The organism is Kineosporiaceae bacterium SCSIO 59966 (assembly GCA_020881835.1).
Lineage (GTDB): Bacteria > Actinomycetota > Actinomycetes > Actinomycetales > SCSIO-59966 > SCSIO-59966.
Window position 1 is genome coordinate 90,614 of sequence record CP052876.1, and the last position, 12,512, is coordinate 103,125.

The window sequence follows — 12,512 nt, forward strand, 5'->3', positions numbered from 1 at the left end:
CTTCTGCCACAACTGTTCGGGCCGTCGCGCCCGCGGCGGCCTCGTGGACGAGGAGGTGGTTGTTGTGGCCCTGACCTTTGACCCCTTCCGTGAGATGGACCGGTTGGCGAGCCAGCTCATCGGCGCCACCACGACGGCGACGCGTGCGCCGCGCTGGATGCCGATGGACCTGTACCGCTCCGGTGACCACTTCGTCATGAACGTCGACCTGCCCGGGGTGGACCCCGGCTCGATCGACCTGCAGGTCGACGGCAACACGCTCACTGTGCGCGCCGAGCGCACCCTGCACCCCGAGGACGCGCAGTGGCTCGCCCAGGAGCGGCCGGCCGGCACGTTCATGCGCCAGCTCAACCTCGGTGACGGCCTCGACATCGACAACATCCACGCCAGTTACGAGCACGGCGTCCTGTCGCTGACCATCCCGGTCGCCGAGCAGGCCAAGCCGCGCCGGATCGCCGTGGACGTCAAGAAGGACGGCGCCTCTGAGGCGGTCGGCGAGGCCCCGCTCAAGGGCGAGGTGACCGCCGGCTGATCCCCGACGGGGACGCCGCCGCTGAATGGCGGCGGACCCCCGCCGGAACGGTATCCAGGACGCCGACCCCTCAGTCGCCGAGCTCGCGGAGGAACCTCTCCACGTCGGCGGCGAGGGCGTCGGCGTCCGGCATCTCGTCCTCCGGCAGCGACGGGCCCATCAGCCCGGGCCCGCCCAGTGTGCGGCCGGAGACGATCGCGTCGTACTGACGCTCCAGGCCGCGCACCGCCTCGAGCGTCTCGGCCGAGTCGGCCACCTGCGCGTCGACCTGCGCGAGGACCTCCGCACCGGCCGCCCGCAGCTTCTCTGTCGGGAGCTCAACCTCGACCAGGTCTGACAGCGCCTCCAGGAGCGCGACCGCCGCCGGCGGGAACTCCGCGGCTGCGAGGTAGTGCGGGACGTGGGCGGTGAAGCCCACGGTGGGGTGGCCCCACTGACCGAGCCTCAGTTCCAGCATGGCCCCGACGTGCCCGGGGACCTGGACGTCACCGATCCAGCGGGGACGTCCGGCGATGAGCTCGCGGTCGCTGGCGTGTGCGGTCAGCCCGACCGGCCGGGTGTGCGGTGCGGCCCACGGAACGCCGTGCAGACCCACGGTGAGCCGGACGCCGAGCTGCTCGACGAGCATCCGGACCGAGAGCGCGAACCGCTCCCACTGGGTATCCGGCTCCGGACCGGCGAGCAGGTACAGCAGCGAGCTGTCGGGCAGCCGCAGCTCGTGCACGACGAGCTCGGGCACGTCGACGGACGTGTACCGGTCGGCGGAGAACGCCATCCGTGGCCGGCGGGAGCGGTAGTCGAGCAGCTGGTCGACGTCGAACCGGACGACGAGCCGGTGCGGCAGCTGGTCGAGCAGGTGGGCCGCGGCGAGGGAGGCCGCCGAGCCGGCGTCGACGAACCCGTCGAGGACGTGCACGAGAACCGGCGCCGCCGGCACCTGGTCCGGCGTGCGCCGCGAGACGTCGGCAACGAGTTCGAAGAGCTCCTCGGGTGGCAGCACGCCCACATTCTCCCACCGCGGGGAAGGCCCGGAGTCGTCCCGCTGCGTTGACCCCCCGGCCGTGCCGTCCGGCTCACAGAATGCTGGGTTGGTGGCGCGACACGCCGGACGAGCCGTGCTGAGCGCAGCATTCTGTGGCGGAGGCCCACAGTAGTACCGCGGTAGCATTGCGGTATGAAACTCAGCGTCAGTCTGCCCGAGGAGGATGTGGCCATCCTCGACGAGTTCGCCCGCGCCGCCGGCCTCCCCTCGAGGTCGGCCGCGTTGCACCACGCTGTCCGCATGCTCCGTCTGCCCGACCTGGAGCAGGACTACGAAGCGGCCTGGCGCGAGTGGGATGTATCAGGCGACCACGAGGCGTGGAGCGTGACCGTGGCAGACGGAATCGCCGATGCTGCGCGGTGAGATTCGGCTCGTCGACCTAGATCCTGTGCGCGGGAGTGAGGCCAACAAGCGACGTCCGGCGGTGATCGTCAGCAACGACCGAGCGAACTCCACGGCGGCGCGCCTCGGACGCGGAGTGGTCACCGTCGTACCGGTTACCGGTAACACCGACCGGATCTTCCCGTTCCAGGCACTGCTGCCGGCAGCTGCGACCGGCCTGCAGCAAGACTCCAAGGCTCAGGCCGAGCAGGTCCGCTCGGTCGCAGTCGAGCGGGTCGGCGCGGTCGTCGGCCGTGCACCCGCTGACGTCATGGTGCAGCTGGACGACGCACTGCGTCTCCACCTGCAGCTGTGACCACGTCGCAGCTGCGACCACGCCGCAGCTGTGACCACATCGGCCGACGTCCGGGGTGATCTCCCGGCGCGTTAACGTCTCGCCATGGAGGACGTGATCGTCGTCGGCGGCGGCATCGTCGGGCTGGCGACCGCGTGGCGGCTGCTGCAGGCCCGCCCCGCCGACTCCGTCGTCGTCCTGGAGAAGGAGACCGAGGTCGGCCGGCACCAGAGCGGGCACAACAGCGGGGTCATCCACTCCGGCGTCTACTACCAGCCCGGCAGCCTCAAGGCCCGCCTGTGCCGCGCGGGGCTGCGGGCGACGAAGGACTTCTGCCGCGACCACGGCATCCCGCTCGCCACCCCGGGCAAGCTCGTCGTCGCCACCTCCGACGACGAGGTGCACCGGCTGCGGGCGCTGCGCGAGCGGGCGACGACGAACGGCCTGACCACCGAGTGGCTGGGCGCTGGCGAGCTGCGCAGGCGTGAGCCGGCCATCGCCGGGCGGGCCGCGATGCTCGTCCCCGAGACCGGGGTCACCGACTACCGGGCGGTGACCCGGACGCTGGCCAGGCTCGTCGCCGACGCCGGCGGGCGGGTGCTGACGGGTGCCGCGGTGACGTCGGTCCACGAGACCCGGGACGCCGTCACCGTGGTCGCCGGCGGGCAGGTGCACCGCGCCCGCCGGCTCGTCGTCTGCGCCGGCCTGCAGGCGGACCGGCTGCTGCGGCTGGCCGGGGTGGAGCCGGACTTCCGGGTCGTACCGTTCCGCGGGGAGTACTACCGGGTCGCCCCGCAGCGGGCCGAGCAGATCCGTCACCTGGTCTACCCGGTGCCGGACCCGCGGCTACCCTTCCTCGGCGTCCACGTCACCCCCGGCGTGGACGGCTCGGTGACGGTGGGACCTAACGCCGTCCCGGGCCTGGCCCGCGAGGGGTACCGCAAGGGGCAGGTGGTGTGGCGGGACGCCGTCGACGCCCTCGGCTACCCGGGCACCTGGCGGCTGGCCCGGCGGCACTGGCGCTCCGGGCTGGCGGAGGCACGCAACTCGCTGTCCCGCCGCGGCTACCTGGCCGCCGTGCGCCGCTACTGGCCCGACCTCACCGTGGAGGACCTGCTGCCGCACGAGGCGGGCATCCGGGCCCAGGCGGTGCGGCACGACGGCACCCTGGTCGACGACTTCCTGCTCCGGCGCACCGGCCGGTCCCTGCACGTCTGCAATGCTCCGTCGCCGGCCGCGACGTCGGCGCTGCCCATCGCCGACCTCGTCGTCCAGCGCCTGCTGGCGGACTGACCGCGAGCAGGCCGCCCAGAACCCGGCTCCTGGGCGGGCAGGTCAGGGCACCCGCAGGATCCGCACCGGGTCGCGGTAGGCCGCCCGCAGCGCAGGCGGCACGGCCGCGACCAGCGCTGCGATCACCGCCAGCGTGGCCACCGCGACCGTGAACGCGACGCCCGGCAGGGCACCGGCGAGGCGCCAGTCGAGAAGCAGTCCGACGAGGACCCCGAGCAGCGCGCCGGTCACCGAGCAGAGGCCCACCTGGAGCAGCACATGCACGAGGATCCCGGTCCGGGTCGCACCGAGAGCCCGCCGCCGGCCGTGGTCGCGGGCCCGCTGGGCGACGGCGCCGAACTGGGTGACGGTGATGAGCACCATCCCGGCGGCGAGCACCACCCACACCAGCCGCCGGCTGGTCTGCGCCAGCTGCGACCCGATGACGTCCTGCAGCCGGGCGAGGCTGCCCTGTGTGGTGACGGTGAGCTGGTTCGGGTCCTGCGCGACGAGCACCGCGGTCGCGGCGCGGGCGAGGTCCTCGACGTCCCGGACGGTGGCGACGCTGATCATGATCGTGCGGACGGTCTCCCCGCGCGCGGGCTCGTCGTGGACGAGGACGCTGTCGCCGAGGCCGGCGAGCGGGCCGGTGGCGGTGAACGTGCCGACGACCGGGGCGTGCGAGGTGGGGGAGGCGACGCCGCCGACCGGTTCGAGCAGGCCCAGTCGCGTCATCGCGCCGGCGTCGACGAGCGCGTCGCCGGCGCGGGGGGCGCGGTAGGCCGCGGTCTGCAGGCCGGGCGGCCAGGAGCCGTAGACCCGGCGGGCCGGCACGGCGGCCCCGCTCGGGACGGCGGGGTTGGTGACGTCGAACGCCTGCCCGAGCCCGATGACCCACTCGACGCCGTCGAGAGCCGCGACGGCAGGCACGCTCACGGCGCTGACCCGGGCCCGGTCCTGGTCGTCCGTGAGGGTGATCAGTCGTCCCGCCGGGGAGTCGATCTCGGACAGCACCCGGCGTTCGGAGGCGACGGTCTGCCCCGTCGTGGCCAGGATGGCCGCGGTGACACCGGCGACGACGAGCGCGGACACGGCACTCGCGACGCGCTGTCCCCGGACGGCGAGCACGGCGTCCCGCGCCGCCGTGACCGCTGCGCCGAGGGCGGAGGGCCTCATCCCTCGATCAGCACCTGGTCGTCGGCGCCGGCCGCCCGGGCCCGGTCGTGGGTGGCCACCACGACGGTGGCGCCGTCGCGGGCGGCAGCGTGCAGGGCGTCCCAGACGACGTCGGCGGAGTCGGCGTCCAGGTTGCCGGTGGGTTCGTCGGCGAGGATCACGGCGGGGTTCTTGACCAGTGCCCGGCACAGCGCGATCCGCTGCGCCTGGCCACCGGAGACCTCCCCCGGTCGGTGCCGGGCCCGGTCCGCGACCCCGAAGCGCTCCATCAGCCGGATGCCTCGCGTGGCCGCCTCACGCTCCGGCATCCCGGCGATGGTGCCTGCCTCGGTGACGTTGGCGAGGGCCGTGCGGGAGGGGTCCAGGACGGCGTCCTGGAAGACGAACCCGATCTGGCTGGCCCGCAGCGCGGACCGCTCGGCGTCCCGCCACCGCGTCACGGGCACCCCGTCCCAGCGCACCGTCCCGGCGGTGGGGGTGAGCATCAGACCGATGACGTAGAGCAGGGTGGACTTGCCGGACCCGGAGGGGCCGGTGACGGCCGTCAGCGCTCCGGCGCGGAACTCCTTCGAGATCCCGGCCAGCACCGGGGCAGCCGACTGCCGGTAGCCGAACGACAGCTCGTGGACGGCGAGCCGGGCCGGGGGTGCCGTGGGGGCCGTCACGGCCGGTCCTGCAGCAGCCGGACCCGGTCCCCGACGTCGACCCCCGACACGACGCTGCGGCCGTCTGCAGAGGCCAGGACGTCGACCGGCACCCGGGTGCCGTCGGTGAGCCGGACGCCGGTGCCGCCGTCGGGCCCGGTGGTGATCGCCGCGGTCGGGACGGTGGGTCCCTCGGTGGGCGGGACGACGTACAGGTCCGCCGTGTACATCGACTCCTCCGCGACGGGCACGACGTCGGCGCAGGTCTCGCCGCACAGCGCCGTGCCGTCGGGTGCCGTGAGCGTCAAGGAGACCTCCCCCGGTGGGACGGCGGTCGTGGAGGCCACCACGCCGTCCCAGACCTGCTCCTCCTCCGGGCCGTAGCTGACCCGCACCGGAGCGGACAGCGGGACCAGGTCGGCCTGGTCCCGCACCAGGGTGACGGTGAACTCCGGAGGCCCGGTCACGGCCAGCACCGCCGACCGGCCGGTCTCGACAGCGGCGCCGACCTCCAGGTCCGGGTCGACGAACACGGCGGTCGGCAGCTCGGGGAGAAACACCAGGTCGCCGCGCCGGACGACGCCGTCCGGGGTGGTGCCGACCTGTCGTTGCCAGCGCCGGACGGCCTGGTCCGTCGTCTCGGTGAAGGCGGCGTTGGGGGTGCCGGTGAACAGTCCCTGGTCGCGCAGGAAGCCCTCGAGCTGCTCCACGTCGGCGCCGGTCGCTCCGATGCCGATGTCCCGGAAGGCCGGGACCGCTCCTGCTGCGGCCACCGCCGGTCGCAGGTCCACCGTGTACAGCACCGTCCCGGCGTCCACGGTGCTGCCGGGGGAGACGTCCACCGAGGTCAGGGTGCCGGTGTGGCCGTTGACTCCGGCCGGTCGAAAGGGCCAGGACGCCGAGGCCGCGTACGTGACGGCCTGCTCCACGGTGCCCAGCTCGACCTCGACGTCGATGGTCGGCAGGTCCTCCTCGGGCACCGACGGCGGATCGGTGGTGACACCGGCCGCCCACCAGCCCGCGCCGAACAGCAGCGCCCCCGACACGGCCCAGACCAGCGCCGCCGTCCGCAGCCGCAGGGGCCGGGAGACCGAGGTGTGCAGGGTCGCCGTCGCCGCGTCGTCCGGGTCCGGCGCCGTCACGGGGCGACGTCCCGGGGGTCCGGGTCCGGGCACGCCGCCACCGCTGCGGCGGCGTCACCGCCGGAGTCGTACACGGCCTGCATCGGCAGCCAGGCCGGTTCGTCGGAGGTGTAGGTCTCGATCCACACCTCGCGGGAAGGCGCGGGCGTCACCGGGTAGCCGGCGCGGCGCAGGCACTCGGCCTGCTCCAGGCTCAGGTCGTACAGACCGCTGAGCGTGTCCGGTGTCAGCGACGGCGCCCGTGGTGGGAGGCCGACCCGTTCGATGCACTCACGGTCGAGTCCGACGCCCTCGGCCACCGGACGGTCCGGGCTGGAGCCGTTGTCGATCCCTCGGCCGTCGACCGGTGCCGACGCCGGCAGGCCCTCGGACCGGGCGCACTCGATGAACGCGTCCTGCCACTCGGCGAACAAGCCGTCGTACTGCTCGTACGTCGTCGCGGTGGCCTGCGACGTGGGCGGCGCGCTGCGGTCCGGGCCGTCCGGCTCGTCGGGGTCGGCAGCACAGCCAGCCACCAGGCTCACGCCGGCCGCCAGCACCAGGGCGGACGTGGTGCGCGGTGTGTGCCAAAGCCGCATGTGGTGTCAGCCCCCTGCGTAGCAGCCCGTCGAGACGCTGGTGTACCAGTCGGTGACGTCGGCGCGCCAGTAGCCGCCCAGTGCCCGTGCCGGCGTGCAGGCGTGCTCGGCCAGCGGATACGGCACACTGGCCCCACTCCGGGAGGGCTGTCCGAGTGGCCGATGGAGGCGGTCTTGAAAACCGCTAGGGCGGTACCCAACCCGTCCTCAAGGGTTCGAATCCCTTGCCCTCCGCGTGTCGTCAGCCACCGGCCCCGCCGACGTCGATGTCCTGCGACCCGGCGGGAAGGCCGTCCCGGTCCGCCTCTGCGACCGGCAGGCACGGGCCGAGCACCGAGACGAGCAGCAGCGGCAGGTCCGGGTAGGCGCTGAGGCTGACGTCGACGTCGGCGAGCGGGCCACCCACCCGCCGGCGGCCGGTCAGGTCCTCGATGTCGCCGGGCGTCCAGCCGGTTTCCTCGGCCACTGCGGCGGCAACGTCGTCGAGCAGCTCTCCGGACGACGACCCGGACGGCGCGTCGAGTCGGGCCTGTGCGGCGTACTGCCAGGCAGACGCGTCGTCCGTGCACGTCGTCCACGAGCCCGACGCTCCGGCGGGGGTGAACCCGCGACCGGCGGCCGCCGCCACCACGTCCCGGGTGCGGTCCCGGACGACGTCCCCGGTCGCCCGTACCTGATCGAGGTCGACCGTGTCCTCGGCACCCACGGACTGCTCCTGTCCCTCCGGCTCTGCGGCAGGCTCGCCCGGTCCGGCGCATGCACCGAGCAGCACGGCACTCGCCAGCAGGGCGGGCCCGCGGAACCTTCTCACCTCGGGTCCCCCGGCCGTGCGCCCCACCCCAGCACGACCGACGTCCGGCGCAGGGCCGTGACCGCCGCCCCGACCTCGACGGGCGCCGACGCGACCGTGACGTCCCAGGGCTGCGCGGGTCCCCACCCGACGACCTCGACCGTTGCGGGGCGTCCCTCGCCGCCGCGGACGCCGGTCAGCCGGGTCCCGCTCCCGCCGACCGATCGGGTGGCGACTTCCCACCCGCGGGCCTGCAGCCGGACGGCGACGCGGGCGACGGCGCCCGCTGCCTCGTCTGGGCCTGACGCCACGATGTCGGCGTGGCTGGCTTCGGGTCCCGAGCGGGCGCGGACCCGGGCCCGCACCCGGCCGGGGCCCTCGCCGTCCCAGGAGTGGCGGACCTCGCCCGGGACGGGCCGTCCGTCTCCGACGACCGGCCAGAGCTCCTCGAGCACGGCGAGCGCCTCCTCCCGCGCGGCCGCCGCACGCTCGGCGGCGGCGTCGGCTCTGACCGGCGGTACGTCGGCGTCCCCGGCTCTGGCCGCGTCCGCGGGCAGCAGGACGACCGGCACGTCCGGCCGGAGTCGTCGGAACTCGTCGAAGAAGGGGTCGGCGGTCACGGGGCGTGGCTCCGTTCGGTGGGGGTCCGATCCTCCTCCGGCTCGTCGGAGGTGCGCCACCACGGGTCCGTGCGGTGCTCGGCGGGGACGACGTCGTCGTCGCGGCCGGTGACGATGCTGGCGAGGTTGTGCAGCGACTCCGACCCGGGGCGGAAGTACTGGGTGTGGTCGTGCACCGTCGGAGCCTGGCTGCGGTCGGTGAGCCCGGCCTGAATCCGGCGGGCACCGAAGTCGTCCTCGGCTGGGTCGTCGCCGAGACCGAGCCCCCCGAGGCTGCCGAGGTTCGCCCACCCGTTGCCGCCGAGGTAAGTGACGTAATCGGTGCTGGCGCTGCCCACCCAGACCCGGTCGGCGCCGACCCCGAGGTCCTCGGCGTGGTCGGCGTTCGCCCCCGCGCCCGGCGATCCGATGAGGACGATGTCGTCCGCGTCGTAGCCGACGTCGGTGGCGCCGCGCGCGGCCGTGGTGCTGCCGTAGCTGTGGCCGATGACGGTGAGGTGAGGCCGGTCCTCACCGCGGCTGGCGAGGTACCCGGTGACGTCGCGGGCTAGCAGGGCGCCGCCGTCGCGCGCCCGGCTCTCCCCGGCGACCGTGACGCTGTTCCAGTCGGACGGCGCGTCGTAGCCGATCCAGACCAGGCCGGCCGTCGCCGTGCGAGGGTCGGCGAACCGGGCCTCCCGGTAGAGGTTGACGGCGTTGTCCACGTTGCCGGCCAGACTGCCGTGCACGGTGGTCGTCAGCCCAGGAACGGTGAAGGCCACAGTATCCGCCTCGGCCAGGTCGCCGACCGACAGCAGTACGCGACCGTCGCCTCCGAAGGCGTGCGGGCCGTAGCCGTACAACCGGGCGGTGAGCGGCTCGAGCGTCACCGGGTCCTCGGTTTCCTCGATCGCCGCGATCTCGTCGCGGACCGCCAGCGCGTTCGCCAGTGCGTCCTGCTGGGGGCCGGTCAGCCACCCGGTCTCACCGCGGGCCTGCAGCAGCGTGATGTCCCGGTCCAGCAGCAGCCGGTTGGCCTCGTCGCGGGCTCCGGCCGGGACGCCGTCGAGGGCGCCGACCACCTCAGGCAGGGTGGTGAGGGCGGCATCCCGCTCGGCGGCGGTGAGCGAGGCCCACCAGCTGGCGGCCGCGTTAGGGGCCAGCTGAGCCAGGCCGTCGGCGCCTGTCCCCGCCCGCGCGAGGGCGATGTGCAGGGCCGGGTCCTGACCGCCCGTGGTAGCCAGCGCGCGGGCCGTCGCCTCGGCGCCGGCGTAGCGGCGCAACACAGCGGTGAACGCGTCTTCGGCCGCGAGGGTGTCCGCCCGCAGCAGCGCGCTGTCGGTGGCGAGCACCTCGACCTCGCCGCGCAGCCGTCGTGCCTCGTCCTGCAGGAGCGCGACGACGTCCGCCGTGACCTCTCCCGCGAGGGTGCACCGGGCCTCGTCGGCGAACGACGTGACCGCGAAGCGCAGCGTGACGTGCCGGTCGGCCAGCTCCTCACCGCGCCGCCGCAGCGACTCCAGGGCGTCGGCGTAGGCGTCAGCCGCGCTAGCCGCTGAGCGCAGCGCCACCGCACCGGACGTCGTCCGCGCAGTCCGGGATGACGATCGCGGTCTCCTGCCATCCCAAGGCGAGTGAGGCCAGCTCGGCCATGGCGACGGCGAACCCACCCGTAACGCTCTCCATCGGTGCCCCCGGGGATCGTCTCTGTGCCGGAGAGTACCCGCGATGGGACACGGCGTCACCGGTCGCGGCTCTGGCGGAGAGATGGAGACCGAGCGTACGCTCCGTGTCCGGACAACTCGTGGAGGAGTTCTCGTGCGCACCTGGAGCACCCGTCGGTGGGTGGCCGCCGCCGTCGGCGCGGTGGCGACCGTGCTCGTCGTCGCCGTCCCGACCGACCTCATCGACACGCCGGTCTTCGGCCGGGAGGTCCCGCCGACGTGGTGGTCCTGGCCGGTGCTGATCGTGGCGGCGGTGCTGTCGGGCCTGCTGCTGGCGACCTACGTGCGTGAGCCCACCGACGGGGACGCGGACGTCGAGGACGTCGCCGCGAGCCGGGCCGGCGGCGCCGGGGGCCTGCTGACCTTCTTCGCCGTCGGCTGCCCGGTGTGCAACAAGATCGTCCTGCTCGCTCTCGGCACGACCGGGGCGATGCAGTGGTTCGAGCCGATCCAGCCGGTGCTCTCGGTGCTCGCGATCGGCCTGCTCGGCTGGGCCCTGCGCCGCCGGCTGCAGTCCGCGACCAGCTGTCAGGTGCCGGCGGCGACCGCGCCGAGGGTGTAGCCGGCCGAGGTCCACGCGGCAGTCACCGACCACCGGTCGGCCCGGATCGCCGTCCGGCGCAGCTCGACCGGGCGCTCGCCGGCGCCGGTGGCCCGCTCGACGGTCCTGCGCTCGACGACGAACACCGGCACGTCGGCGGGGACGGCGAGCAGCTCCCGCTGGGCGTCGGAGGGGCAGACCGACCCGATCCGCTCGGCGCCACCGGTGACCCGGACGCCGCAGCGCGTCGCGAGCTCGTCGTACAGGGCGGCCCGGGTGAAGTCGGCGTCGAGCAGCGGGCCGGCGACGTCCCCGGGCAGCCAGACCGCGTCGTGGGCCAGCGGGACGCCGTCGGCGTAGCGCAGCCGCTCGAGGTGGAACAGCTCCGCGTCGGCGGGCAGCCCCAGCAGGCCGGCGACCTCGGCGGAGCGGACCAGCCCCTGGTGCAGGGTGTCGCTGCGCTGCTCGAGCCCGGCCTCCTCGACCGCCCGGACCAGCGAGTAGAGGGCGCCGAGCGGCTGCTCGACCACCGTGCGCCGCACGCTCGTGCCGCGGCCCCGGGCGGAGTCGATGACGCCGTCGTCGCGCAGCCGGCGCAACGCCTCCCGGACGGTGTGCCGCGACACGTCGTAGGCGGCCGTCAGCTCGTGCTCGCCGGGGAAGGCGTCGTCGAACTCTCCCGCGCCGGCCCGGCGCAGCAGGTCGCGGTGCAGCTGCGCCCACAGCGGCAGCGGTGAGGTGCGGTCGAGCCGCGAGCGGCTCACCGCTCGGAGGCCACCGGCTCGGCCGGTGCCGCTGCGGGCGCCGGGCGGCGACGACGGCCGCGCAGCACGACCACCACCGCGGCACCGGCGACGAGAGCCGCGGCGACGCCACCGACCAGCCAGCCCAGCTCCTGGCCGAGGATGACCGTGGCCATGACGAGCACGAACCAGCCGAAGCCTTTGCGCAGGTGCTCCGGGTGGACCCGGCTCACCAGCCGGCCGCCGAGGACGCTGCCGACGACGGCCGCTGCGGTGACCATGGCCGCCAGCGTCCAGTCGATCTGCACGCTGGCCAGGTAGCCGGCGAACCCGGCCGCGGACTTCATCGCGATGACGACCAGCGAGGTCCCCACGGCCACCGGCATCGGCAGCCCGCCGAGCAGGGCCAGGGCCGGCACGACGAGGAAGCCGCCACCGGCCCCGACCAGGCCGGTGACGAGCCCGACCACCGTGCCGTCGAGCAGGATCCGCCCGAGCGGGAGGCGGTGGGAGGCGGCGTCCGCGTCGACGTTCTTGCGGCCGCGGAGCATGGCGATGGCGGTGGCGACCATCATCACCGCGAAGGCGAGCAGCAGGATGCGTCCTGGGATCAGCTCCGCGAGCCGCCCGCCGGCGTAGGCGCCGACCATCCCGGCCAGCCCGAACAGGATGCCGGTGCGCCACTGCACCCTCCCGGCCCGGGCGTGCGACACCGCAGCCGCGGCGCTGGTCACCCCGACGACGAGCAGCGACAGCGCGATGGCCTCCTTGGCGGGCAGGCCGGTGACGTAGACGAGCAGCGGGACGGTAAGGATCGACCCGCCGCCACCGAGCAGTCCGAGGGACAGGCCGATGAGGACGGCGAGGACGACGGTCAGCGCGATCACGGGCAGGGCCTCTCGTGCGAAAAGTCTGTCGTCAGAGTGCGGACGAGGGGGTGCTGTGGGAGACTGTACGTCAAAGTCCGAATGTCCGTACATTCGGCATCCGCTCATCGCGAGAGCGAGCCGCCCCGCGACCGAGCCGCGGACAGCTGACCCACACCGAGCACCG

16 protein-coding genes and 1 tRNA gene are annotated in these 12,512 nt (G+C 74.4%); 6 read left to right on the forward strand and 11 right to left on the reverse strand.

Annotation, left to right across the window (positions count from 1 at the left end):
• The first annotated feature begins 43 nt into the window (after positions 1–43).
• Positions 44–532 (forward strand): Hsp20/alpha crystallin family protein, encoded by a 489-nt coding sequence (locus tag HJG43_00425; GenBank protein UER53268.1) that lies wholly within the window; start codon positions 44–46, stop codon positions 530–532.
• A gap of 70 nt (positions 533–602) precedes the next feature.
• Here the strand turns inward: HJG43_00425 and HJG43_00430 are convergent, their stop codons facing one another.
• Positions 603–1,538 (reverse strand): PAC2 family protein, encoded by a 936-nt coding sequence (locus HJG43_00430; GenBank protein UER53269.1) that lies wholly within the window; start codon positions 1,536–1,538, stop codon positions 603–605.
• A 168-nt stretch (positions 1,539–1,706) separates the two neighbouring features.
• Between HJG43_00430 and HJG43_00435 the strand changes: the two genes are divergently transcribed.
• The 3 genes from HJG43_00435 to lhgO all read left to right on the forward strand — a co-directional run bounded on the left by HJG43_00435 (position 1,707) and on the right by lhgO (position 3,543).
• Positions 1,707–1,937 carry a ribbon-helix-helix protein, CopG family gene (locus HJG43_00435; protein UER53270.1) on the forward strand — a complete coding sequence of 77 codons (231 nt, stop codon included), beginning with the start codon at positions 1,707–1,709 and terminating at the stop codon, positions 1,935–1,937.
• Positions 1,924–2,271 carry a type II toxin-antitoxin system PemK/MazF family toxin gene (locus HJG43_00440; protein UER53271.1) on the forward strand — a complete coding sequence of 116 codons (348 nt, stop codon included), beginning with the start codon at positions 1,924–1,926 and terminating at the stop codon, positions 2,269–2,271. The genes HJG43_00435 and HJG43_00440 overlap by 14 nt, the downstream gene beginning before the upstream one ends.
• 84 nt (positions 2,272–2,355) lie before the next feature.
• Complete coding sequence (lhgO, locus tag HJG43_00445; protein UER53272.1) at positions 2,356–3,543, forward strand: L-2-hydroxyglutarate oxidase; 1,188 nt, start codon at positions 2,356–2,358, stop codon at positions 3,541–3,543.
• A gap of 42 nt (positions 3,544–3,585) precedes the next feature.
• Here the strand turns inward: lhgO and HJG43_00450 are convergent, their stop codons facing one another.
• From HJG43_00450 to HJG43_00465, 4 genes are read right to left on the reverse strand one after another with little or no spacing between them, the layout of a single operon-like run.
• Positions 3,586–4,698 (reverse strand): hypothetical protein, encoded by a 1,113-nt coding sequence (locus HJG43_00450; protein UER53273.1) that lies wholly within the window; start codon positions 4,696–4,698, stop codon positions 3,586–3,588.
• Positions 4,695–5,363, reverse strand: a complete 669-nt coding sequence (locus HJG43_00455) for an ABC transporter ATP-binding protein (protein UER53274.1) — start codon at positions 5,361–5,363, stop codon at positions 4,695–4,697. The genes HJG43_00450 and HJG43_00455 overlap by 4 nt, the downstream gene beginning before the upstream one ends.
• A complete protein-coding gene (locus HJG43_00460; GenBank protein ID UER53275.1) occupies positions 5,360–6,484 on the reverse strand; it encodes a peptidoglycan-binding protein in 1,125 nt (374 codons plus the stop codon). Before HJG43_00460 ends, HJG43_00455 begins: the two co-directional genes overlap by 4 nt.
• A complete protein-coding gene (locus HJG43_00465; protein ID UER53276.1) occupies positions 6,481–7,062 on the reverse strand; it encodes a hypothetical protein in 582 nt (193 codons plus the stop codon). Before HJG43_00465 ends, HJG43_00460 begins: the two co-directional genes overlap by 4 nt.
• Positions 7,063–7,203: 141 nt before the next feature.
• Between HJG43_00465 and HJG43_00470 the strand changes: the two genes are divergently transcribed.
• Positions 7,204–7,296, forward strand: a tRNA-Ser gene (locus tag HJG43_00470).
• A 7-nt stretch (positions 7,297–7,303) separates the two neighbouring features.
• On the opposite strand, the gene HJG43_00475 is transcribed toward HJG43_00470, so the two are convergent.
• From HJG43_00475 to HJG43_00490, 4 genes are read right to left on the reverse strand one after another with little or no spacing between them, the layout of a single operon-like run.
• Positions 7,304–7,873, reverse strand: a complete 570-nt coding sequence (locus HJG43_00475; protein ID UER53277.1) for a hypothetical protein — start codon at positions 7,871–7,873, stop codon at positions 7,304–7,306.
• Positions 7,870–8,472, reverse strand: coding sequence for a hypothetical protein (locus tag HJG43_00480; GenBank protein UER53278.1), 603 nt, complete (start codon positions 8,470–8,472; stop codon positions 7,870–7,872). The genes HJG43_00475 and HJG43_00480 overlap by 4 nt, the downstream gene beginning before the upstream one ends.
• A complete protein-coding gene (locus tag HJG43_00485) occupies positions 8,469–10,022 on the reverse strand; it encodes a hypothetical protein (protein ID UER53279.1) in 1,554 nt (517 codons plus the stop codon). The genes HJG43_00480 and HJG43_00485 overlap by 4 nt, the downstream gene beginning before the upstream one ends.
• On the reverse strand, positions 10,000–10,137 hold the full coding sequence (locus HJG43_00490; GenBank protein ID UER53280.1) for a hypothetical protein: 138 nt from the start codon (positions 10,135–10,137) through the stop codon (positions 10,000–10,002). The genes HJG43_00485 and HJG43_00490 overlap by 23 nt, the downstream gene beginning before the upstream one ends.
• Positions 10,138–10,218: 81 nt before the next feature.
• Here HJG43_00490 and HJG43_00495 point away from each other — a divergent pair, with 81 nt between their 5' ends.
• A complete protein-coding gene (locus HJG43_00495) occupies positions 10,219–10,737 on the forward strand; it encodes a hypothetical protein (protein UER53281.1) in 519 nt (172 codons plus the stop codon).
• Here HJG43_00495 and HJG43_00500 read toward each other — a convergent pair.
• Positions 10,704–11,480: a GntR family transcriptional regulator gene (locus tag HJG43_00500; protein UER53282.1), complete on the reverse strand. Its 777-nt coding sequence runs from the start codon at positions 11,478–11,480 to the stop codon at positions 10,704–10,706. The genes HJG43_00495 and HJG43_00500 overlap by 34 nt on opposite strands.
• Positions 11,477–12,346 carry a sulfite exporter TauE/SafE family protein gene (locus HJG43_00505; protein ID UER53283.1) on the reverse strand — a complete coding sequence of 290 codons (870 nt, stop codon included), beginning with the start codon at positions 12,344–12,346 and terminating at the stop codon, positions 11,477–11,479. The genes HJG43_00500 and HJG43_00505 overlap by 4 nt, the downstream gene beginning before the upstream one ends.
• Positions 12,347–12,512: the final 166 nt, after the last annotated feature.